Below are 21876 nucleotides of genomic sequence, written 5' to 3'. Positions count from 1 at the left end.
GGACAGTCGGGCAACGAAATGGGGCGCGTATCATACATGAAAAAATCCGCCGGTCCGTCGCCAACTGACCGGCGTATTACGCGTATTGCTTGGTTCGGGTCTTTCGATGCGAGTTATTCGTTACGCATCAACGGGTAAAGCTCTTTGAGCAATTTGCGGCGACTGATCACCAGCTGCCAGCGATGCCCCCCCAATTGCCGCCAAAGGCGGGCAGAACGAATGCCGGCGAGCAGCAGGGCGCGAATTTTCGAGGCGTTGCTCGGTTGTTGCAGATTGCGCATGTCGCCGTGGACCTGGATGCGTTGGCGCAGGGTGCTCAAGGTGTCCTGATACAGCGCGCCGCACGCGGCGATCACGTTTTCGTGGGCCGGGCCGAAATGTTCGACCTGGGACTGAATCTGCGGCAGGCGTTTGCCGATCACTTCGAGCATGTCGTCGCGCTTGGCCAGCTGACGCTCAAGACCGAGCATCGCCAAGGCATAGCGCAGTGGTTCGCGCTGCAGGGCGCTCGGGTCGCGTTCGAGAGCGCCGATCAGGGCGCGATAGCCTTCGCGCAGGTTGATGTCGTCGCCACCATAGACTTCCAGCGTGTCCTTGGGGTCGCGAATCAGCAGGCTGCCGAGCATGCAGGTCAGGCCCGCCTCGTTGGTCTGGCCGGTCTTGGCGATCCTGTCCACCAGCACGGCGGCGAGAAACACGCCGCCCAATGCTGTCAATTGCTCCTGAATGGGGTTCATATGGCCTGGCCCTTGCTCGTCCACGGCTCTGCAACTTCGATCACGCCGCCACCGAGGCAGATTTCACCGTCGTAGAACACCACGGACTGGCCTGGTGTGACCGCGCGTTGTGGATCATCAAAAACCGCGCGATATCCGCTGGCGGTTTTTTCCAGGGTGCACGGCTGGTCACTCTGGCGATAACGAACCTTGGCGGTCAGCTTGCGCGGCTGGCTCAGGTCGATCGGGTTGACCCAGTAGATGTCTGAGGCGAGCAGGGCGCGAGAGAACAGCCATGGGTGATCATTGCCCTGGCCAACGATCAGTTCGTTGTGTTCCAGGTCCTTGATCAGCACGTACCACGGCTCGTCGCTGGCGTCTTTCAAGCCGCCAATGCCCAGGCCCTGTCGCTGGCCGATGGTGTGGTACATCAAGCCGTGGTGACGACCGATGATTTCGCCTTCGGTGGTCTTGATTTCGCCCGGTTGCGCTGGCAGGTACTGCTTGAGGAAGTCGCTGAAGCGGCGTTCACCGATAAAGCAGATTCCGGTGGAATCCTTTTTCTTGGCGGTCGCCAGCTCGTATTTCTCGGCAATCGCACGAACCTGCGGTTTTTCCAGCTCACCGACCGGGAACAGGGTCTTGGCGATCTGCTCTCCGCCCACGGCGTGCAGGAAGTAGCTCTGGTCCTTGTTCGGGTCCAGGCCCTTGAGCAGTTCGGTACGGCCGTCGATGTCGCGGCGACGCACGTAGTGGCCGGTGGCGATCAGGTCGGCGCCAAGCACCATGGCGTAGTCGAGGAACGCCTTGAACTTGATCTCGCGGTTGCACAGGATGTCCGGGTTCGGCGTGCGTCCGGCCTTGTATTCGGCCAGGAAGTGCTCGAATACGTTGTCCCAGTACTCGGCGGCGAAATTGGCGGTGTGCAGCTTGATGCCAATCTTGTCGCACACGGCCTGGGCGTCCGCCAGGTCGTCCATGGCGGTGCAGTATTCCGTTCCATCGTCTTCTTCCCAGTTCTTCATGAACAGGCCTTCCACCTCATAACCCTGCTCGATCAGCAGGAGGGCAGAAACGGAAGAGTCCACGCCGCCGGACATGCCGACAATGACGCGCTTCTTTTGTGTGTCAGAAGGGGCTGGATCACGCATAGGGATTTAATGAGTGTCTTGAAAAAGGACGCGATTCTATCAGGCTGGAGCCTGCATGGCTAAAGAGAAGGGCGGATCAATTCGAGGCCAAAGTGTGGGCCTGCCAGATAGTCGTCGATGCAACGGATGATCAGCTCGCTGCGCCAGGTGTCGCGCTGCTCGATTAATTCCTCACGGGTCAACCACTTGGCCCCGACGATGCCGTCGTCCAGTTGGTAATCGGGGTGGTGTTTCAGTGGTTTGGCAATGAAGCAGACCCGCTGGTAGGTCACGCCGTTGCTCGGGGCGGTGTAGAGGTAAATACCTACGACGCCGGTTGCTTCGACATCCCAGCCGGTTTCTTCGAGGGTTTCGCGCACAGCGGCCTCGGTGAGGGTTTCGTTCGGGTCCAGGTGGCCAGCGGGCTGGTTGAGTACCACTCGCCCGTGCTTAAGCTCCTCGACCATCAGGAAGCGGCCGTTGTCTTCGACGATGGTGGCGACGGTGATGTGGGGTTTCCAGTCCATGAGATGTCCTCAATTCTGATGTTGAAATACAAACCTGTAGGAGCCGGCTTGCTGGCGATAGCGGCGTATCAGTCAACGAAGATATGAATGATAAACCGCTATCGCCAGCAAGCCGGCTCCTGCAAGGGGGGGGCGTAGATCCCCACAAACACAAACCCCGGCACGGGGCCGGGGTTTGTGATGTTCCCTTACAACCTTACACCAGCGCAGCAACTGCCGCGTTGAAGGTCGCGCTCGGGCGCATGGCCTTGCTGATCAGCTCGGCGTCGGCGTGGTAGTAACCGCCGATGTCGACTGGCTTGCCCTGAACGGCGTTGAGTTCGGCAACGATAGTCGCCTCGTTCTCGGTCAGGGTTTTGGCCAGGGTCGCGAACTGCGCTTGCAGTGCCGCGTCTTCGGTCTGGGCAGCCAGGGCTTGAGCCCAGTACAGCGCCAGGTAGAAGTGGCTGCCGCGGTTGTCGATGTTGCCGACTTTGCGCGATGGCGACTTGTTGTTGTCCAGGAACTGGCCAGTGGCCTGATCCAGGGTCTTGGCCAGAACCAGCGCCTTGGGGTTGTTGTAGTTCACGCCCAGGTGCTCGAGTGAGGCGGCCAGGGCCAGGAACTCACCCAGGGAATCCCAGCGCAGGAAGTTTTCTTCCAGCAGCTGCTGAACGTGCTTCGGTGCCGAACCGCCAGCGCCGGTTTCGAACAGGCCACCGCCGTTCATCAGCGGCACGATCGACAGCATCTTGGCGCTGGTGCCCAGTTCCATGATCGGGAACAGGTCAGTCAGGTAGTCGCGCAAAACGTTGCCGGTCACCGAGATGGTGTCCTTGCCGTCGCGGGTGCGTTGCAGGGTGAATTTCATTGCGTCGACCGGCGCCATGATCTGGATGTCCAGACCGGCAGTGTCGTGATCCTTCAGGTAAGCCTGAACTTTCTCGATCACTACGCCGTCGTGGGCGCGCATCGGGTCCAGCCAGAAAATCGCTGGAGTGCTGCTTGCGCGAGCACGGTTGACGGCCAGCTTGACCCAGTCCTGGATCGGCGCGTCTTTGGTCTGGCACATGCGGAAGATGTCGCCGGCTTCAACCGACTGTTCCATCAGCAGGTTGCCCTTGCTGTCGGTGACGCGAACAACGCCGTCAGCCTTGATCTGGAAAGTCTTGTCGTGGGAACCGTACTCTTCGGCTTTCTTCGCCATCAGGCCAACGTTCGGCACGCTGCCCATGGTGGTCGGATCGAACGCGCCGTTGGCTTTGCAATCTTCGATCACGGCCTGGTAGATGGTGGCGTAGCAGCGATCCGGGATCACAGCCTTGGTGTCGTGCAGCTGGCCGTCGGTGCCCCACATCTTGCCGGAGTCACGGATCATGGCTGGCATCGAGGCGTCGACGATGACGTCGCTCGGCACGTGCAGGTTGGTGATGCCTTTGTCGGAGTTGACCATCGCCAGCGATGGACGAACAGCGTAGACCGCTTGAATGTCAGCTTCGATCTGCGCTTGCTGCTCGGCCGGAAGGGCCTTGATGCGAGCGTACAGGTCGCCGATGCCGTTGTTCAGGTTGAAGCCGATCTGTGCCAGCACGTCAGCGTGCTTGGTCAGTGCGTCTTTATAGAACTCGGCAACGATCTGGCCGAACATGATCGGGTCGGAGACCTTCATCATGGTGGCTTTCAGGTGAACCGACAGCAGCACGCCTTGTGCCTTGGCGTCTTCGATTTCGGCCGCGATGAAGCTGCGCAGGGCGTTTTTGCTCAGTACCGCGCAATCGAGGATCTCACCGGCTTGTACGGTGGTTTTTGCTTTCAGGACGGTGGTGGTGCCGTCTTGAGCGATCAGCTCGATTTTCACAGCGTCAGCGGCTTCGATCAGGGCAGCTTTTTCGCTGCCGTAGAAATCACCGGTGCTCATGTGCGCGATGTGGGACTTGGAGTCCTTGGCCCAGGCGCCCATTTTGTGCGGGTGCTTGCGAGCGTAGTTTTTGACCGACAGCGGAGCGCGGCGATCGGAGTTGCCTTCGCGCAGAACCGGGTTCACGGCGCTGCCCTTGATTTTGTCGTAGCGGGCCTTGGCTTCTTTGTCGGCGTCGCTGGTGACGGTTTCAGGGTAGTCCGGCAGTGCGAAGCCTTGAGCTTGCAGCTCTTTGATCGCGGCTTGCAGTTGCGGAACCGAGGCGCTGATGTTTGGCAATTTGATGATGTTGGCTTCAGGCGTAACGGCCAGAGCGCCCAGTTCGGCGAGGTGGTCGGCTACGGCTTTGTCACCCAGTTGCTCGGGGAAGCTGGCCAGGATGCGCCCTGCAAGAGAGATATCGCGGGTTTCCACGGCGATATCAGCCGAGGCGGTGAAAGCCTCTACGATAGGCAACAGTGAATAGGTGGCGAGGGCAGGAGCTTCGTCGGTGAAGGTATAGATGATCTTCGAGCGGGTGGGCATATTCGGATTAACTCTCTCTTCTTTGCTAAAGCGTGCGCAGAAACTCGAGGTGCGCCGGGTAAGCGCGTTCGTTCAAAGTCATCCATGAGCCGAATATCGAGATTTCGTTGCTGTGATGTTGGGTGCATCAGTAGGGCGTCAAGTAGCCGGACTGCGATAACAGACCGGCTCATCTGGCTGAAACACTCGTCATAGAGCTGTTCAGTCCATCGTGACCCTTTAGTCAGCGGCGGCATTATACATAGGTTGCTGGCAATCTGCCGATGGTTCATACACGACAAATATCGTCCATTGGTCTAAAGGTCGCAGGGGCGAACCAGGCGCAATGTCACTCGTCGTGCTCGCTTTTGGCATTTTTCCCTTTGCTTTCAGGCTTGTAGCGCGCCAGTTGTGCGGGTTGGCAGCAGATGGGCGGAACATAGGGTTTGCGCGCCGATTTAACTGGGTTACGCTCGAACCAAGCCAGATGTTCAATCCAATCAATGGAGTTCAGCATGGGTTACAAGAAGATTCAGGTTCCAGCCGTCGGCGACAAAATCACCGTCAATGCAGACCATTCTCTCAATGTTCCTAATAACCCGATCATCCCCTTCATCGAAGGCGACGGCATTGGTGTCGACATCAGCCCGGTCATGATCAAGGTTGTCGATGCTGCTGTTAAGAAGGCTTACGGTGGCGAGCGCAAGATTTCCTGGATGGAAGTGTACGCCGGGGAGAAAGCGACTCAGGTTTACGATCAGGACACCTGGCTGCCTCAGGAAACCCTGGACGCAGTCAAGGATTACGTGGTTTCCATCAAGGGCCCGCTGACCACCCCGGTCGGTGGCGGTATTCGATCCCTTAACGTGGCCCTGCGCCAGCAACTCGACCTGTACGTTTGCCTGCGCCCGGTTCGCTGGTTCGAAGGCGTGCCAAGCCCGGTGAAGAAGCCAGGTGACGTCGACATGACGATCTTTCGCGAGAACTCCGAAGATATCTACGCCGGTATCGAGTGGAAAGCCGGTTCGCCGGAAGCGACCAAGGTCATCAAGTTCCTCAAAGAGGAAATGGGGGTCACCAAGATCCGTTTCGACGAAAACTGCGGCATCGGCGTCAAGCCGGTTTCGCTGCAAGGCACCAAGCGTCTGGCGCGCAAGGCCCTGCAATATGTGGTCGACAATGATCGCGACTCGCTGACTATCGTGCACAAAGGCAACATCATGAAGTTCACCGAAGGTGCCTTCAAGGAGTGGGCCTACGAAGTGGCGGCTGAAGAGTTCGGTGCGACCCTGCTCGACGGTGGTCCGTGGATGCAATTCAAGAACCCGAAAACCGGCAAGAACGTCATCGTCAAGGATGCCATCGCCGACGCCATGCTCCAGCAGATCCTGCTGCGCCCGGCCGAGTACGATGTGATCGCGACCCTGAACCTGAACGGCGACTACCTTTCTGACGCCCTGGCGGCGGAAGTGGGCGGTATCGGTATCGCGCCGGGGGCCAACCTGTCCGACACCGTGGCGATGTTCGAGGCCACCCACGGTACTGCGCCGAAGTACGCCGGCAAGGACCAGGTCAATCCGGGGTCGCTGATCCTGTCCGCTGAAATGATGCTGCGTCACATGGGCTGGACCGAAGCAGCCGACCTGATCATCAAGGGCACCAACGGCGCAATTTCCGCCAGGACCGTGACCTATGACTTCGAACGTCTGATGGAAGGCGCGAAGCTGGTTTCCTCTTCCGGCTTCGGCGATGCGTTGATCTCGCACATGTAAGCAAGCAACAGGCGCACAAAAACCGCCCGATTCAGTTGATGGATTCGGGCGGTTTTTTTTGACTGGATGACGGTGCGGTCTTAGGCCGTCACGGTCTGTTGCTCGGCAGGTGTCGTGATTGTCGAAGCCTCTACAGGGTTGCCGATGTTGACGGCATGCAAGCCTTTTGGCCCCTGGATGATTTCGAAGGTGACAACCTGGCCGGCTTTCAGTGTTCTATAACCATCCATTTGAATGGCTGAATAGTGGGCAAACAGGTCTTCTGTCTTGCCGTCCTCGTTAATGAAACCGTAACCCTTGGCGTTGTTGAACCATTTGACCTTGCCGCTGACCTTGACGCCTGACATACCCAACTCCCTCTGCAACAGACTCCATCACTGGAGTATCATCCAGTTTATCCGCAGTCACTTCTTAGAAAAAAGTTGACTCCGCGGACCTTTTTTACCCACTGTGGGCTCTATTGGTTGTAACACCGTTTTGCCGATAGTCAAGGTGACCAGGCAGTCGGAGTTGAAATCGTCCAGGGCCGCCCCCACCACTGTATTTGCACAACTGACGAACCTTTCTTTCCATGCATGCAATCAGCCAGATTCGACTAACATTCAATCAGGATCGCCCGACTCTCCAGAAAGATCGCCCGGAGGAACACGACGACGATTCCGCAGGCATTGCTGTTCAGGAGGCCAAGCCTGCACTCCAGGCGCCGCCCATGTACAAGGTGGTTTTGTTTAATGATGACTACACACCGATGGATTTCGTCGTCGAAGTGCTCGAGGTGTTTTTTAACCTGAATCGCGAGCTGGCGACCAAGGTCATGCTGGCCGTCCATACCGAAGGACGGGCAGTATGTGGAGTGTTTACCCGCGACATCGCCGAGACCAAGGCCATGCAGGTCAACCAGTACGCCAGGGAAAGCCAGCATCCGCTACTCTGTGAAATCGAGAAGGACGGTTAATCGCCGACCACTTGGGTATGAGGTGAAGCTATGTTAAACCGCGAGCTCGAAGTCACCCTCAATCTTGCCTTCAAGGAAGCCCGTTCGAAGCGTCATGAGTTCATGACCGTCGAGCACCTCCTGCTGGCCCTATTGGATAATGAGGCTGCCGCCACCGTTTTACGTGCGTGCGGCGCAAACCTCGACAAACTCAAGCATGACCTGCAGGAGTTCATCGACTCCACCACGCCATTGATCCCCGTACACGACGAGGATCGTGAAACCCAGCCAACCCTGGGCTTCCAGCGTGTACTGCAACGTGCTGTGTTTCACGTACAGAGCTCGGGCAAGCGTGAAGTGACTGGCGCCAATGTGCTGGTCGCAATCTTCAGTGAGCAAGAGAGTCAGGCGGTGTTCCTGCTGAAACAGCAGAGCGTTGCGCGCATTGATGTCGTCAACTACATCGCCCACGGTATTTCCAAAGTGCCGGGGCATGGCGATCACTCTGAAGGTGAACAAGATATGCAGGACGACGAGGGCGGTGAGTCTTCTTCTTCAGGCAATCCTCTGGATGCTTATGCCAGCAACTTGAACGAACTTGCGCGCCAGGGTCGTATTGATCCGCTGGTGGGGCGTGAGCTGGAAGTCGAGCGCGTCGCGCAGATCCTGGCGCGTCGCCGCAAAAACAACCCGCTGCTGGTGGGCGAGGCGGGCGTGGGTAAAACCGCGATTGCCGAAGGTCTGGCCAAACGCATTGTCGATAACCAGGTGCCGGATTTGCTGGCCAACAGCGTGGTGTATTCCCTCGATCTGGGGGCGTTACTGGCCGGTACCAAATATCGTGGCGATTTCGAGAAGCGCTTCAAGGCATTGCTCAATGAGCTGAAAAAACGCCCACAGGCGATTCTCTTTATCGACGAGATTCACACCATTATTGGTGCGGGCGCTGCATCCGGCGGCGTCATGGACGCTTCGAACCTGCTCAAGCCGTTGCTCTCGTCGGGTGATATTCGCTGCATTGGTTCTACCACCTTTCAGGAGTTTCGCGGGATCTTCGAGAAGGACCGTGCCTTGGCCCGGCGCTTCCAGAAGGTCGATGTGTCGGAGCCTTCGGTGGAGGACACCATTGGCATTCTGCGAGGCCTGAAAGGGCGTTTCGAGAGTCATCACAACATCGAATACAGTGATGAAGCCCTGCGCGCAGCGGCCGAACTGGCGTCGCGTTACATCAATGATCGTCATATGCCCGACAAGGCCATTGATGTCATCGATGAGGCGGGTGCCTATCAGCGTCTGCAGCCGGTGGAAAAGCGCGTTAAACGCATTGAAGTGCCTCAGGTCGAGGATATCGTTGCGAAGATCGCTCGAATTCCGCCAAAACACGTCACCAGCTCCGATAAAGAGCTGTTGCGTAACCTTGAGCGTGACTTGAAGTTGACCGTGTTTGGTCAGGACGCCGCGATCGACTCCTTGGCGACCGCGATCAAGCTGTCCCGTGCCGGTCTCAAGTCACCTGACAAGCCCGTCGGTTCGTTCCTGTTCGCCGGGCCTACCGGTGTCGGTAAAACCGAAGCGGCGCGTCAACTGGCCAAGGCGTTGGGTGTCGAGCTGGTTCGTTTTGACATGTCCGAGTACATGGAGCGGCACACCGTTTCGCGTTTGATCGGCGCGCCTCCTGGCTATGTCGGGTTCGATCAGGGCGGTCTACTGACCGAGGCCATCACCAAGCAACCTCATTGCGTGCTGCTGCTCGATGAAATCGAGAAGGCGCATCCGGAAGTCTTCAACCTGCTGTTGCAGGTCATGGATCACGGTACGCTGACCGACAACAACGGGCGCAAGGCGGATTTCCGTAACGTGATCGTCATCATGACGACCAACGCCGGTGCCGAGACCGCAGCTCGTGCTTCGATTGGTTTCACCTATCAGGATCACTCCTCCGATGCTATGGAAGTGATCAAGAAGAGCTTCACGCCGGAATTCCGCAACCGTCTGGACACCATTATCCAGTTTGGTCGCCTCAGTCATGAGGTTATCAAGAGCGTGGTGGACAAGTTCCTTACCGAGCTCCAGGCGCAACTGGAAGACAAGCGTGTGCTGCTGGAAGTCACCGATGCCGCTCGCGGCTGGCTGGCGGCTGGCGGTTACGACTCGGCGATGGGGGCTCGACCTATGGCTCGCCTGATCCAGGACAAGATCAAGCGTCCGCTGGCCGAAGAGATTCTCTTTGGCGAACTCGCCGAACATGGCGGTGTGGTGCACATCGACATCAAGGACGGCGAACTGACGTTCGAGTTCGAGACGACAGCCGAGATGGCCTGACGTTTAGAGGAAAAACAAAAGGCGCCGAGAGGCGCCTTTTTGTTGTCTGCCGCTCCCCCTGTAGGAGCGAGCTTGCTCGCGAAGAACATCAGAACAACTCGGGCATCCAGGCAGTCCGCGTCATCGTTAACCACCATCGCGAGCATGCTCGCGCCTACAGGATTGTCGTGTAAACAATCTGCAAACAAAAACGCCCGGCATAAGCCGGGCGTTTTGTATTGACTTGATTAGCGAGCGCGGTAAGTGATGCGCCCTTTGCTCAAGTCATAGGGCGTCAGCTCGACGCGCACTTTGTCGCCGGTAAGAATACGGATGTAGTTCTTGCGCATCTTGCCGGAGATGTGCGCGGTTACGACGTGCCCATTTTCCAACTCCACACGAAACATGGTGTTGGGCAGGGTGTCGACGACAGTGCCTTCCATTTCGAAGCTGTCTTCTTTCGACATGCAGTAAAGCCCTCGGTGTCCAATGAATGGCCCGGTGCAACTGCGCCAGGCAAAAGCGGCGTGCATTGTGCCCGAAAAATGGGGTTTAAGCCAAGGGGTTTAGGGGCTGCCCTAATTTAGAACCACCCAACGCTGATTAATCAGCAGTTCGATGGGTCGATATTGCGTCTTGTAATTCATTTTTTTGCAGTTTTTGATCCAGTAACCGAGATAAACCGCTTCCAGTCCCAGTCGATGGGCCTCGGCGATTTGCCAGAGGATCGCGTAGCGTCCCAGGCTGCGGCGTTCTTCCGCGGGTTCGTAGAAGGTGTAGACCGCGGACATTCCGTTCGGCAGCAAATCGGTGACGGCGATGGCCAGCAACCGGCCGTCGAGGCGGAATTCGTAGAACCGGGAAAACGGCAGGTCGCGCACCAGGAATGTCGAAAACTGGTCGCGACTTGGCGGGTACATGTCGCCATCGGCGTGACGCTGTTCGATGTAGCGCTGGTAGAGGTCGAAGTATTCTTCGCTGAATCCTGGCTTGGCCGGCCGTACCTGCAAATCGGCGTTGCGCTTGAAGATGCGTTTCTGTTGCCGATTGGGTGTGAATTGCGCCACGGGAATGCGTGCCGGCACGCACGCGTTGCAATTCTGGCAATGCGGCCGATAGAGGTGATCGCCGCTGCGACGGAAACCCATCTCCGACAGATCTGCATAGACATGCACATCCATGGGCTGGCTAGGGTCGAGGAACAAGGTAGTGGCCTGCTCCTCGGGCAGATAACTGCAAGAGTGCGGCTGAGTGGCATAGAACTTCAAACGCGCCAACTCGGTCATGATCAACCCTCGGGATAATGCTTTTGAATAAGTGTAAGCCACCTGCGCAAAAGACGCTCAGCAAACCCAGTTGGCATGGTTGGGTTGGTCAAGGTGCCTGGCCAGAAAATCGGCAAACTCTCGGCGGGGTATCGCCCGGGCGCCCAGGCTATGCAGATGATCGGTCGGCATCTGGCAATCGATCAACACAAAACCCGAGTCTTTCAGATGTCGGACCAGTGTGGCAAAGCCGAATTTCGAGGCGTTATCGGCGCGGCTGAACATGGACTCGCCGAAAAACAATTGGCCCATCGCAAGCCCGTACAGTCCGCCGACGAGTTCATCGCCATCCCAGACTTCCACCGAATGCGCGTGCCCGCGCCGGTGCAGTTCGATGTAGGCGTCTTGCATGGCCTCAGTGATCCAGGTGCCATCCGCGTAATCCCGGGGCGCAGCGCAAGCGCGAATGACGGCAGCAAAATCTTCGTCAAAGGTCACTTGATAACGTTGTTGGCGCAATAGCTTGCTGAGGCTGCGCGAAACGTGCAATTCGTCGGGAAATAGAACGGTGCGCGGATCCGGCGACCACCAGAGAATCGGCTGGCCTTCGGAAAACCAAGGGAAGCAGCCGTGGCGATAAGCCGAGATCAACCGATCGGCAGACAGATCGCCACCGGCAGCCAGCAGCCCGTTGGGGTCGCGCATGGCTTTTTCCAGCGGTGGGAAGTGCAAGGTGTTGCGTTGTAACCAAGTCAGCATGGCGTCCGGGCTTGCAGAAGGGGAGGGCAGTGGCGGGTGTTGGCCCGCCATTAAGTTTGCCTTCAAACGGTTGGAATGTCGTCGAGGTATTTTTCAGCGTCCAGTGCCGCCATGCAACCCGCCCCGGCCGAGGTGACGGCTTGGCGGTAGACATGGTCAGCCACATCGCCGGCGGCAAATACCCCGGCGATGGCCGTGGCGGTGGCGTCGCCTTCGCTGCCGCCCTTGACCAGCAGATAGCCGTCACGCATTTCCAGTTGCCCAGTGAACAGATCGGTGTTGGGTTTATGGCCGATGGCGATAAACACCCCGGCCAGCGGCAGTTCCTGGGTTTCACCTGTGTGGCTGTCCCGCAGACGCGCGCCGGTGACGCCACTGGCATCGCCGAGTACTTCGTCAAGATTCTGGTTCCAGTGCAGGCGGACATTGCCGTTGGTGGCTTTTTCGAAGAGTTTGTCCTGGAGGATTTTCTCCGAACGCAGCTTGTCGCGGCGGTGAATCAAATGCACTTCCTTGGCGATGTTCGACAGGTACAGGGCTTCTTCTACGGCCGTGTTGCCACCGCCTACCACCGCGACCACCTGATTGCGATAAAAGAAGCCATCACAGGTTGCGCAGGCCGATACGCCCTTGCCGGCAAATGCTTCTTCGGACGGCAAGCCCAGGTATTGCGCCGAAGCACCGGTAGCAATGATCAAGGCGTCGCAGGTGTAAGTACCGCCATCGCCGATCAATTCGAACGGCCGCTGTTGCAACTTGGCGGTATGGATGTGGTCGTAAACGATCTCTGTGGCAAAGCGCTCGGCGTGTTTTTGCATGCGTTCCATCAGGGCCGGGCCGGTGAGTCCTTCGACATCACCTGGCCAGTTGTCGACCTCGACGGTGGTGGTGAGCTGGCCACCTGCCTGTATCCCGGTGATGACAACGGGTTTGAGGTTGGCGCGGGCGGCATATACGGCTGCGCTGTAACCGGCGGGGCCGGAACCCAGGATAATCAGGCGGTGATGCTGTGCTTCGATCATAAAAACACCTCATAAGCCTTTGTCACAAAAGAGAATGCATGCTCAAATTGAAGGGCATGTCATAGGCTGTTGACTATGCTACACCCAAGGGTCTCAAGCATGGCGTCGTGCGTACAAACCCGTACAATGCCCAGCGTGCTGGATATATTCAGTGCGTACCGTGTTTATAAAAACCGCAGCGTAGTGTTAAAAGTAGTCCCGGTTGCGCGCGTTAACTTTTTTACCTGCCTGGATTGGGCAGTTTTTTGGCCGTTTATAGTCATTCAACAGATGGACGCGCCCTTGGCGCAGGAAAAGAAGCGTTTTGAAGAAATCCACCGCAGCACCTAAACCAGCCGTCGTTCCGCTCTGGCGCCAGCACTTGCACTACCGACTCAAGGAAGGTGCGCTGATCGCCATCGGCGCCCTGTGCCTGTTCCTGATGATGGCCTTGCTGACCTACGGCAAGGACGATCCGGGCTGGAGCCATAACAGCAAGATCGACGATGTTCAGAACTTCGGTGGTCCCGCGGGCTCCTACAGCGCCGACATTCTGTTCATGGTGCTCGGTTACTTCGCTTACATCTTCCCGCTGTTGCTGGCGATCAAGGCCTATCAGATCTTCCGCCAGCGCCACGAACCGTGGCAGTGGAGCGGCTGGCTGTTCTCGTGGCGTCTGATCGGGCTGGTCTTCCTTGTCCTGTCTGGTGCCGCTCTGGCCCATATCCACTTCCATGCCGCCACCGGTCTGCCGGCCGGTGCGGGCGGTGCGCTGGGTGAAAGCCTCGGCGACCTGGCCAGGAATGCGTTGAATATCCAGGGCAGCACCTTGCTGTTCATTGCTCTGTTCCTGTTCGGCCTGACCGTGTTCACCGATCTGTCGTGGTTCAAGGTGATGGACGTCACCGGCAAGATCACCCTTGACCTGTTCGAGCTGTTCCAGAGCGCGGCCAATCGCTGGTGGGCTGCCCGTACCGAACGCAAGCAACTGGTCGCGCAATTGCGTGAAGTCGACGAGCGCGTGGATGAAGTGGTCGCCCCGAGCGTCACCGACAAACGCGAGCAGGCCAAGGTCAAGGAACGCCTGATCGAGCGCGAGCAGGCCCTGAGCAAGCACATGTCCGAGCGCGAGAAGCAGGTGCCACCGGTCATTGCGCCAGCGCCGCCAAAGCCCGCAGCGCCGAGCAAGCGGGTCGAAAAAGAGAAGCAGGCGCCATTGTTCGTCGACAGTGCCGTGGAAGGCACCTTGCCACCGATCTCGATTCTCGATCCCGCGGAAAAGAAACAACTCAACTATTCGCCTGAATCCCTGGCCGCGGTCGGTCACCTGCTGGAAATCAAGCTCAAGGAATTCGGTGTCGAAGTTACCGTGGATTCGATTCACCCGGGTCCGGTGATCACCCGTTACGAGATCCAGCCGGCGGCCGGGGTCAAGGTCAGCCGTATTTCCAACCTGGCCAAAGACCTTGCGCGCTCCCTGGCCGTCACCAGCGTGCGTGTAGTGGAAGTGATTCCGGGCAAGACCACGGTCGGTATCGAGATTCCCAACGAAGACCGGCAGATCGTGCGTTTCTCCGAAGTTCTGTCGACCCCCGAGTACGACAACTTCAAATCCCCGGTCACCCTGGCCCTGGGTCATGACATCGGCGGCAAGCCAGTCATCACCGATCTTGCGAAAATGCCGCACTTGCTGGTGGCCGGTACCACCGGTTCCGGTAAGTCGGTGGGTGTGAACGCGATGATCCTGTCGATTCTGTTCAAGTCCGGCCCGGAAGACGCCAAGCTGATCATGATTGACCCGAAAATGCTTGAGCTGTCGATCTACGAAGGCATTCCGCACTTGTTGTGCCCGGTGGTCACCGACATGAAGGACGCCGCCAACGCCCTGCGTTGGAGCGTTGCCGAAATGGAACGCCGCTACAAGCTGATGGCCAAGATGGGGGTGCGAAACCTGTCGGGCTTCAACGCCAAGGTCAAGGAAGCCCAGGACGCCGGCGAGCCGTTGAGCGATCCGCTGTACAAGCGCGAAAGCATCCACGACGAAGCGCCTTTGTTGCAAAAGCTGCCGACCATCGTAGTCGTGGTCGACGAATTCGCCGACATGATGATGATCGTCGGCAAGAAGGTTGAAGAACTGATTGCCCGTATCGCCCAGAAGGCCCGTGCGGCCGGTATCCACTTGATCCTCGCGACCCAGCGTCCGTCGGTTGACGTGATCACCGGTCTGATCAAGGCCAACATTCCGACCCGCATGGCGTTCCAGGTGTCGAGCAAGATCGACTCGCGGACCATCATCGACCAGGGTGGCGCCGAGCAACTGCTGGGTCACGGTGACATGTTGTACATGCCGCCGGGCACCAGCCTGCCGATTCGTGTCCACGGTGCTTTCGTTTCCGACGATGAAGTTCACCGCGTGGTAGAAGCCTGGAAACTGCGGGGCGCGCCGGAATACAACGACGACATCCTCAACGGCGTTGAAGAGGCGGGCAGCGGCTTTGAAGGCAGCAGCGGTGGCGGCGACGGCGATGATCCAGAGGCTGACGCGCTATATGACGAAGCCGTGCAGTTCGTGCTGGAAAGCCGTAGAGCCTCCATTTCCGCGGTTCAGCGCAAGCTGAAAATCGGTTACAACCGCGCCGCGCGCATGATCGAAGCCATGGAAATGGCCGGGGTCGTGACGTCCATGAACACCAATGGTTCGCGTGAAGTCCTGGCCCCGGGCCCGGTACGCGACTGATCCGGTTTTGAAAGGGGTGGCGTCCCTGGCGCCGCCCGCACTCCCACGAATGTTATGAGGACTCCCATGCGTCTGATCCGCATGCTGTTGCTGCCGGTACTGGCTTTGACCACACTCTCGGCCCACGCTGATGACAAGGATGTGGCACGCCTGACTCAATTACTGGAAAAATCCCAGACCCTGACGGCACGTTTCTCTCAACTGACCCTTGATGGCACCGGCACCCAGTTGCAGGAAACCGCTGGCGAGATGTCGTTGCAGCGTCCAGGCCTGTTCTATTGGCACACCAATGCGCCGGCGGAACAGACCATGGTCTCCGACGGCAAGAAGGTCACCCTGTGGGACCCGGATCTTGAGCAGGCGACCATCAAGAACCTCGATCAGCGCCTGACCCAGACCCCGGCTCTGCTGCTGTCCGGTGACGTGTCCAAGATCAGCCAGAGCTTCGACATCAGCGCCAAGGAAGCCGGCGGCGTGATCGACTTCACTTTGAAGCCGAAAACCAAGGACACCCTGTTCGACAGCCTGCGCTTGTCGTTCCGCAACGGCCTGGTCAACGACATGCAACTGATCGACAGCGTCGGCCAGCGTACTAATATTTTGTTCACCGGGGTCAAGGCCAACGAGCCGATCCCGGCGTCGAAATTCAAGTTTGACATCCCCAAGGGTGCCGACGTGATCCAAGAGTAAGACGCAAATCCCTGTAGGAGCGAGCCTGCTCGCGATGGACGTTAACGATAACGCTGGCAGCCTGACACTCAGCGTTGTCCTTGAGTTCATCGCGAGCAAGCTCGCTCCTACAGTGGAGACGGTGTTTAATTGAGGTTTCAGAGATAGTCATGGACCTGTTTCGCAGCGCCCCCATCGCCCAGCCCTTGGCCGCCCGTCTGCGCGCTGCCAACCTGGACGAGTACGTCGGTCAGGAGCACGTGCTCGCTCGCGGCAAGCCTTTGCGCGAAGCGCTGGAGCAGGGTGCCCTGCACTCGATGATTTTCTGGGGGCCGCCGGGCGTGGGCAAAACCACGTTGGCGCGATTGCTCGCGGAAGTCTCGGATGCACACTTCGAAACCGTTTCTGCGGTACTGGCCGGGGTCAAGGAGATCCGTCAGGCAGTGGAAATCGCCAAGCAGCAGGCCGGGCAATACGGCAAGCGAACTATCCTGTTCGTTGATGAAGTGCATCGTTTCAACAAGTCGCAGCAGGACGCCTTTCTGCCCTATGTGGAAGACGGCACGCTGATTTTCATCGGTGCAACCACCGAAAACCCCTCGTTCGAACTCAACAACGCCTTGCTGTCCCGAGCCCGTGTGTACGTGCTCAAAAGCCTCGACGAAGCGGCTCTGCGCAAGCTGGTGCAGCGTGCGCTGACCGAAGAGCGCGGCCTGGGTAAACGTAACCTGACCCTCAGCGATGAAGGCTTCCAGATGTTGTTGTCGGCCGCCGATGGCGATGGCCGGCGTTTGCTCAACCTGCTGGAAAACGCCTCGGATCTTGCCGAAGACAACAGCGAGATGGGTGTCGACCTTCTGCAAAGCCTGCTGGGTGATACCCGTCGGCGTTTCGACAAGGGTGGCGAAGCGTTTTATGACCAGATTTCGGCGCTGCATAAATCGGTGCGCGGCTCCAATCCCGATGGCGCGTTGTACTGGTTCGCGCGGATGATCGACGGCGGTTGCGATCCGCTGTACCTCGCCCGGCGCGTAGTGCGCATGGCCAGCGAAGACATCGGCAATGCCGACCCTCGTGCGCTGAGCCTGTGCCTGGCCGCGTGGGAAGTGCAGGAGCGCCTCGGCAGTCCCGAAGGCGAGCTGGCGGTGGCTCAGGCCATTACGTATCTGGCGTGCGCGCCGAAAAGCAACGCGGTGTACATGGGTTTCAAGACCGCCCTGCGCGCCGCCGCCGAACACGGTTCGCTGGAAGTGCCGCTGCACCTGCGCAACGCCCCGACCAAGCTGATGAAGCAATTGGGTTACGGCGACGAATACCGTTACGCCCACGACGAGCCGGATGCCTACGCCGCCGGGGAAGACTATTTTCCGGAGGAACTGGACCCGATCCCGTTCTATCAGCCGGTGCCGCGAGGCCTGGAATTGAAAATCGGCGAGAAGCTCAATCACCTGGCGAAACTCGACCGATTAAGCCCACGGCAGCGGAGAAAATAGTGGTCCCCTTGATCATCGCGGTGTCCATTGGCGGAGTGGCCGGAACATTGTTGCGCTTTGCCACGGGTAACTGGATCAACGCTAATTGGCCGCGGCACTTCTATACGGCGACGCTCGCCGTTAATATCGTGGGCTGTTTGCTGATCGGCGTTCTATACGGTCTGTTTTTGATACGCCCGGAGGTGCCCATCGAGGTGCGCGCCGGGCTGATCGTCGGCTTCCTCGGAGGGCTGACGACTTTTTCATCCTTTTCACTGGATACGGTGCGCCTGCTGGAAAGCGGGCAGGTGCCGCTGGCCCTGGGCTATGCTGCCATCAGCGTATTCGGCGGGCTGCTCGCCACCTGGGCCGGCCTGTCCTTGACCAAACTTTAATAACGAGAGACCGACATGCTCGATTCCAAACTGTTACGTAGCAACCTTCAGGACGTAGCGGACCGCCTGGCATCCCGTGGCTATACCCTGGATGTTGCGCGCATCGAAGCGCTGGAAGAACAGCGCAAGACCGTCCAGACCCGCACCGAAGCACTGCAGGCTGAACGTAATGCGCGCTCCAAATCCATCGGTCAGGCCAAGCAGCGCGGTGAAGACATCGCGCCGCTGATGGCGGACGTCGAGCGCATGGCGGGCGAATTGAGCGCCGGTAAAGTCGAACTGGACGCGATTCAGACCGACCTGGACGCGATCCTGCTGGGTATCCCCAACCTGCCGCACGAATCCGTACCGGTCGGAGCAGACGAGGACGGCAACGTCGAAGTGCGCCGCTGGGGCACGCCGACGGCGTTCGACTTCCCGGTTCAGGACCACGTGGCCCTGGGTGAGAAGTTTGGCTGGCTGGATTTCGAAACCGCCGCCAGGCTGTCCGGCGCCCGTTTCGCCTTGCTGCGCGGGCCGATTGCACGCTTGCATCGCGCCCTGGCGCAATTCATGATCAACCTGCACGTCACCGAGCACGGCTATGAAGAGGCGTACACGCCTTATCTGGTCCAGGCACCGGCGCTGCAAGGCACCGGTCAACTGCCGAAATTCGAAGAGGACCTGTTCAAGATTGCACGCGAAGGCGAAGCCGATCTGTACCTGATCCCGACGGCCGAAGTGTCATTGACCAACATCGTTGCCGGCGAAATCGTCGACGCCAAGCAACTGCCGATCAAATTTGTTGCCCACACGCCGTGCTTTCGCAGTGAAGCCGGCGCGTCGGGCCGTGACACTCGCGGCATGATTCGCCAGCACCAGTTCGACAAGGTTGAAATGGTGCAGATCGTCGAGCCGTCGACGTCGATGCAAGCGCTGGAAGGCCTGACCGCCAACGCCGAGAAAGTCCTGCAACTGCTGGAGTTGCCTTACCGCACCCTGGCGCTGTGCACTGGCGACATGGGCTTCAGCGCGGTCAAGACCTACGACCTGGAAGTGTGGATTCCGAGCCAGGACAAGTACCGCGAAATCTCGTCGTGCTCCAACTGCGGCGACTTTCAGGCCCGCCGCATGCAGGCGCGTTTCCGCAATCCGGAAACCGGCAAGCCTGAGCTGGTGCATACCCTGAACGGTTCCGGCCTGGCCGTTGGCCGTACCCTGGTGGCGGTGCTGGAGAACTATCAGCAGGCCGACGGTTCGATCCGTGTGCCTGAGGTCCTCAAGCCGTACATGGGTGGCCTTGAGGTCATCGGCTAAATGAACTATCTGCCGCTGTTTCACAACCTTCGCGGCAGTCGTGTGTTGGTCGTCGGTGGGGGGGAAATTGCCTTGCGCAAATCCCGCCTGCTGGCCGATGCCGGTGCGCTGCTGCGGGTGGTTGCACCTGAAATCGAACCACAACTGCGTGAACTGGTTACCGGCAGCGGTGGCGAGTGCCTGTTGCGTGGCTACGCTGAAGCGGACCTGGATGGTTGCGGGCTGATCATTGCCGCCACCGATGACGAAGCCCTGAACGCACAAGTCTCTGTCGATGCCCATCGGCGTTGCGTGCCGGTCAATGTGGTGGACGCGCCAGCCCTGTGCAGCGTGATCTTCCCGGCCATCGTCGACCGTTCGCCGCTGATCATTGCGGTGTCCAGTGGCGGCGATGCGCCGGTGCTGGCACGTTTGATTCGCGCCAAGATCGAAACCTGGATTCCGTCCACTTACGGCCAGTTGGCCGGTCTGGCGGCGGGTTTCCGCAATCAGGTGAAAAAGCTGTTTCCGGATGTGCAGCAGCGCCGTGCGTTCTGGGAAGATGTTTTCCAGGGACCGATTGCCGACCGCCAACTGGCCGGTCAGGGCGCTGAGGCCGAGCGTTTGCTCCAGGCGAAAATCGAAGGCGAAGCCCCAGTGGCAACCGGTGAGGTTTACCTCGTCGGTGCCGGTCCGGGCGATCCCGATCTGCTGACGTTCCGTGCCTTGCGCCTGATGCAACAAGCCGACGTGGTGCTATACGATCGTCTGGTGGCACCGGCGATTCTGGAGTTGTGCCGTCGCGATGCCGAGCGGGTTTACGTCGGCAAGCGCCGCGCCGATCATGCGGTGCCGCAGGATCAGATCAACCAGCAATTGGTTGACCTGGCCAAGCAAGGCAAGCGTGTGGTGCGGTTGAAGGGCGGTGATCCGTTCATCTTCGGCCGTGGCGGTGAAGAAATCGAAGAGCTGGCGGCCCATGGCATCCCGTTCCAGGTGGTGCCGGGTATCACCGCGGCCAGCGGTTGCGCGGCGTATGCCGGGATTCCGCTGACCCACCGCGACTACGCGCAGTCGGTTCGCTTTGTCACCGGTCACTTGAAGGACGGTTCCACCGATTTGCCGTGGGCCGACCTGGTCGCGCCCGCGCAAACCCTGGTGTTCTACATGGGGCTGGTGGGCCTGCCGAGCATCTGCGAGCAGTTGATCAAGCATGGTCGCGCTGCCGATACCCCGGCGGCGTTGATCCAGCAAGGCACCACGGTCAATCAACGGGTGTTCACCGGTACATTGGCCAACCTGCCTCAACTGGTGGCGGAGCATGAAGTGCATGCGCCAACGCTGGTGATCGTCGGGGAAGTGGTGCAACTGCGCGAGAAACTGGCGTGGTTTGAAGGGGCTCAGGGGCAACTCTGAGTTCTTTGTTGTTTGTTGAAACAGATCGCAGCCTTCGGCAGCTCCTACAGGTGTCAGATCCTGTAGTAGCTGCCGAAGGCTGCGATCTTTTGATCTGAAGCTTTTAACCTCGCTTCCAAACCCCTTTCCCACTCAACCGCTCCCGATCATGGGCGGCGGTGAAATCCTGCGCAGGACCTTTCGGCACGACCCCGGTCGGGTTGATGGTCTTGTGGCTACCGTAGTAGTGATTCTTGATGTGGGTAAAATCCACCGTCTCGGCAACCCCTGGCCACTGGTAAATTTCCCGCAACCAGTTCGACAGGTTCGGATAGTCCGCAATCCGCCGCAGGTTGCACTTGAAGTGCCCGTAGTACACCGCATCGAAGCGAATCAGCGTGGTGAACAGTCGGACGTCCGCTTCGGTCAGGTATTCGCCCGCCAGATAGCGGTTGGCGCTCAGTAACTGTTCCAGATGATCCAGCTCGGCAAACACGTCATCAAAGGCTTCTTCATACGCCTGCTGCGACGTGGCAAAGCCTGCGCGGTACACGCCGTTGTTCACGGTCGGGTAGATCCGATCGTTCAGGGCATCGATCTCACTGCGCAGCGGCGCCGGATAGAAATCCAGGTCATTGCCGGCCAGGTCATCGAAGGCGCTGTTGAACATACGGATGATTTCCGATGATTCATTATTGACGATGCGCTGCAGTTTTTTGTCCCACAGTACCGGCACGGTCACGCGGCCAGTGTAGTCCGCGGTATCGGCGGTGTAGCGCTGGTGCATGAAGTCAAAGTGATCGAGTTTGTCGCCGGTCGAGCCCAGCGTCTGGTCGAAGGTCCAACCGTTTTCCAGCATCAGCCAGCTGACTATCGAGACGTCGATCAGGCTTTCGAGGCCCTTGAGCTTGCGCAAGATCAGTGTGCGATGCGCCCACGGACAGGCGAGGGAAACATAGAGGTGGTAGCGACCTGGCTCGGCCGCAAAGCCACCGACGCCGCTCGGGCCGGGTTGGCCGTCAACGGTAACCCAGTTGCGGCGTTGCGCCTGTTCGCGATTAAACGCGCCGTCCTTGCTGCTCTCGTACCATTTGTCCTGCCAGCGGCCATCGACTAGTAAACCCATG

20 protein-coding genes are annotated in these 21876 nt (G+C 58.9%); 9 read left to right on the top strand and 11 right to left on the bottom strand.

Features of this window, described 5'->3' with window-relative positions; translation table 11 throughout:
- Nucleotides 1–113 precede the first annotated feature (113 nt).
- From hflD to QMK58_RS19875, 5 genes are all read right to left on the bottom strand, one after another.
- Entirely contained in the window at nt 114–737 is a 624-nt protein-coding gene (hflD, locus tag QMK58_RS19895) for a high frequency lysogenization protein HflD (protein WP_053161444.1), read from the bottom strand.
- Nucleotides 734–1867, bottom strand: a complete 1134-nt coding sequence (gene mnmA / locus QMK58_RS19890) for a tRNA 2-thiouridine(34) synthase MnmA (protein ID WP_053161443.1) — start codon at nt 1865–1867, stop codon at nt 734–736. The genes hflD and mnmA overlap by 4 nt, the downstream gene beginning before the upstream one ends.
- Before the next feature lie 59 nt (nt 1868–1926).
- Nucleotides 1927–2373 (bottom strand): NUDIX hydrolase, encoded by a 447-nt coding sequence (locus tag QMK58_RS19885; protein ID WP_053161442.1) that lies wholly within the window; start codon nt 2371–2373, stop codon nt 1927–1929.
- A gap of 196 nt (nt 2374–2569) precedes the next feature.
- Nucleotides 2570–4795, bottom strand: coding sequence for an NADP-dependent isocitrate dehydrogenase (locus QMK58_RS19880; RefSeq protein WP_053161441.1), 2226 nt, complete (start codon nt 4793–4795; stop codon nt 2570–2572).
- A 328-nt stretch (nt 4796–5123) separates the two neighbouring features.
- Nucleotides 5124–5291, bottom strand: a complete 168-nt coding sequence (locus QMK58_RS19875) for a hypothetical protein (protein ID WP_172681844.1) — start codon at nt 5289–5291, stop codon at nt 5124–5126.
- Between QMK58_RS19875 and icd the strand changes: the two genes are divergently transcribed.
- Entirely contained in the window at nt 5290–6546 is a 1257-nt protein-coding gene (gene icd, locus QMK58_RS19870) for an NADP-dependent isocitrate dehydrogenase (RefSeq protein ID WP_053161440.1), read from the top strand. The genes QMK58_RS19875 and icd overlap by 2 nt on opposite strands.
- Before the next feature lie 80 nt (nt 6547–6626).
- Here icd and cspD read toward each other — a convergent pair whose 3' ends face one another.
- Entirely contained in the window at nt 6627–6893 is a 267-nt protein-coding gene (cspD, locus tag QMK58_RS19865) for a cold shock domain-containing protein CspD (protein ID WP_053161439.1), read from the bottom strand.
- 224 nt (nt 6894–7117) lie between these two features.
- On the opposite strand from cspD, the gene clpS reads away from it, so the two are divergent.
- Together clpS and clpA are read left to right on the top strand one after the other, a co-directional pair.
- On the top strand, nt 7118–7501 hold the full coding sequence (gene clpS, locus QMK58_RS19860; protein WP_020799529.1) for an ATP-dependent Clp protease adapter ClpS: 384 nt from the start codon (nt 7118–7120) through the stop codon (nt 7499–7501).
- Nucleotides 7502–7531: 30 nt separating this feature from the next.
- Nucleotides 7532–9802 carry an ATP-dependent Clp protease ATP-binding subunit ClpA gene (gene clpA, locus QMK58_RS19855; RefSeq protein WP_053161438.1) on the top strand — a complete coding sequence of 757 codons (2271 nt, stop codon included), beginning with the start codon at nt 7532–7534 and terminating at the stop codon, nt 9800–9802.
- A 227-nt stretch (nt 9803–10029) separates the two neighbouring features.
- Here clpA and infA read toward each other — a convergent pair whose 3' ends face one another.
- The 4 genes from infA to trxB form a co-directional block, all read right to left on the bottom strand.
- Nucleotides 10030–10248 (bottom strand): translation initiation factor IF-1, encoded by a 219-nt coding sequence (gene infA / locus QMK58_RS19850; protein ID WP_002553999.1) that lies wholly within the window; start codon nt 10246–10248, stop codon nt 10030–10032.
- Nucleotides 10249–10359: 111 nt separating this feature from the next.
- Nucleotides 10360–11067, bottom strand: coding sequence for an arginyltransferase (locus QMK58_RS19845; RefSeq protein ID WP_053161437.1), 708 nt, complete (start codon nt 11065–11067; stop codon nt 10360–10362).
- 57 nt (nt 11068–11124) lie between these two features.
- Nucleotides 11125–11805 (bottom strand): leucyl/phenylalanyl-tRNA--protein transferase, encoded by a 681-nt coding sequence (gene aat / locus QMK58_RS19840; RefSeq protein ID WP_053161505.1) that lies wholly within the window; start codon nt 11803–11805, stop codon nt 11125–11127.
- Nucleotides 11806–11867: 62 nt separating this feature from the next.
- Entirely contained in the window at nt 11868–12827 is a 960-nt protein-coding gene (gene trxB, locus QMK58_RS19835) for a thioredoxin-disulfide reductase (protein WP_053161436.1), read from the bottom strand.
- Between the two features lie 304 nt (nt 12828–13131).
- Here trxB and QMK58_RS19830 point away from each other — a divergent pair, with 304 nt between their 5' ends.
- The 6 genes from QMK58_RS19830 to cysG all read left to right on the top strand — a co-directional run bounded on the left by QMK58_RS19830 (nt 13132) and on the right by cysG (nt 20770).
- The gene (locus QMK58_RS19830; protein ID WP_053161435.1) at nt 13132–15543 is read left to right on the top strand and encodes a DNA translocase FtsK; all 2412 of its coding nucleotides are present in this window, start codon (nt 13132–13134) and stop codon (nt 15541–15543) included.
- 66 nt (nt 15544–15609) lie between these two features.
- Nucleotides 15610–16233 (top strand): outer membrane lipoprotein chaperone LolA, encoded by a 624-nt coding sequence (gene lolA / locus QMK58_RS19825; RefSeq protein ID WP_053161433.1) that lies wholly within the window; start codon nt 15610–15612, stop codon nt 16231–16233.
- A 149-nt stretch (nt 16234–16382) separates the two neighbouring features.
- Nucleotides 16383–17705, top strand: a complete 1323-nt coding sequence (locus tag QMK58_RS19820) for a replication-associated recombination protein A (protein ID WP_053161431.1) — start codon at nt 16383–16385, stop codon at nt 17703–17705.
- Nucleotides 17705–18079 carry a fluoride efflux transporter CrcB gene (crcB, locus tag QMK58_RS19815; protein WP_053161429.1) on the top strand — a complete coding sequence of 125 codons (375 nt, stop codon included), beginning with the start codon at nt 17705–17707 and terminating at the stop codon, nt 18077–18079. The genes QMK58_RS19820 and crcB overlap by 1 nt, the downstream gene beginning before the upstream one ends.
- A 15-nt stretch (nt 18080–18094) precedes the next feature.
- A complete protein-coding gene (gene serS, locus QMK58_RS19810) occupies nt 18095–19375 on the top strand; it encodes a serine--tRNA ligase (RefSeq protein WP_053161427.1) in 1281 nt (426 codons plus the stop codon).
- Nucleotides 19376–20770, top strand: coding sequence for a siroheme synthase CysG (cysG, locus tag QMK58_RS19805; RefSeq protein WP_053161425.1), 1395 nt, complete (start codon nt 19376–19378; stop codon nt 20768–20770).
- 103 nt (nt 20771–20873) lie between these two features.
- Here the strand turns inward: cysG and QMK58_RS19800 are convergent, their stop codons facing one another.
- Complete coding sequence (locus QMK58_RS19800) at nt 20874–21875, bottom strand: glutathione S-transferase family protein (RefSeq protein WP_053161424.1); 1002 nt, start codon at nt 21873–21875, stop codon at nt 20874–20876.
- Nucleotide 21876 lies beyond the last annotated feature (1 nt).

The sequence above is a fragment of the Pseudomonas sp. P8_241 genome (assembly GCF_034008315.1).
Taxonomy (GTDB): Bacteria; Pseudomonadota; Gammaproteobacteria; order Pseudomonadales; family Pseudomonadaceae; genus Aquipseudomonas.
The sequence above is the reverse complement of the archived record's forward strand: the minus strand, read 5'-3'. Positions and strand labels throughout refer to the sequence as shown.

Coding starts and splice junctions, on each gene's coding strand:
- hflD (WP_053161444.1), bottom strand. CDS start 737: ATGAACCCCATTCAGGAGCAATTGACAGCATTGGGCGGCGTGTTTCTC.
- mnmA (WP_053161443.1), bottom strand. CDS start 1,867: ATGCGTGATCCAGCCCCTTCTGACACACAAAAGAAGCGCGTCATTGTC.
- QMK58_RS19885 (WP_053161442.1), bottom strand. CDS start 2,373: ATGGACTGGAAACCCCACATCACCGTCGCCACCATCGTCGAAGACAAC.
- QMK58_RS19880 (WP_053161441.1), bottom strand. CDS start 4,795: ATGCCCACCCGCTCGAAGATCATCTATACCTTCACCGACGAAGCTCCT.
- icd (WP_053161440.1), top strand. CDS start 5,290: ATGGGTTACAAGAAGATTCAGGTTCCAGCCGTCGGCGACAAAATCACC.
- QMK58_RS19875 (WP_172681844.1), bottom strand. CDS start 5,291: ATGCTGAACTCCATTGATTGGATTGAACATCTGGCTTGGTTCGAGCGT.
- cspD (WP_053161439.1), bottom strand. CDS start 6,893: ATGTCAGGCGTCAAGGTCAGCGGCAAGGTCAAATGGTTCAACAACGCC.
- clpS (WP_020799529.1), top strand. CDS start 7,118: ATGCATGCAATCAGCCAGATTCGACTAACATTCAATCAGGATCGCCCG.
- clpA (WP_053161438.1), top strand. CDS start 7,532: ATGTTAAACCGCGAGCTCGAAGTCACCCTCAATCTTGCCTTCAAGGAA.
- infA (WP_002553999.1), bottom strand. CDS start 10,248: ATGTCGAAAGAAGACAGCTTCGAAATGGAAGGCACTGTCGTCGACACC.
- QMK58_RS19845 (WP_053161437.1), bottom strand. CDS start 11,067: ATGACCGAGTTGGCGCGTTTGAAGTTCTATGCCACTCAGCCGCACTCT.
- aat (WP_053161505.1), bottom strand. CDS start 11,805: ATGCTGACTTGGTTACAACGCAACACCTTGCACTTCCCACCGCTGGAA.
- trxB (WP_053161436.1), bottom strand. CDS start 12,827: ATGATCGAAGCACAGCATCACCGCCTGATTATCCTGGGTTCCGGCCCC.
- lolA (WP_053161433.1), top strand. CDS start 15,610: ATGCGTCTGATCCGCATGCTGTTGCTGCCGGTACTGGCTTTGACCACA.
- QMK58_RS19820 (WP_053161431.1), top strand. CDS start 16,383: ATGGACCTGTTTCGCAGCGCCCCCATCGCCCAGCCCTTGGCCGCCCGT.
- serS (WP_053161427.1), top strand. CDS start 18,095: ATGCTCGATTCCAAACTGTTACGTAGCAACCTTCAGGACGTAGCGGAC.
- cysG (WP_053161425.1), top strand. CDS start 19,376: ATGAACTATCTGCCGCTGTTTCACAACCTTCGCGGCAGTCGTGTGTTG.
- QMK58_RS19800 (WP_053161424.1), bottom strand. CDS start 21,875: ATGGGTTTACTAGTCGATGGCCGCTGGCAGGACAAATGGTACGAGAGC.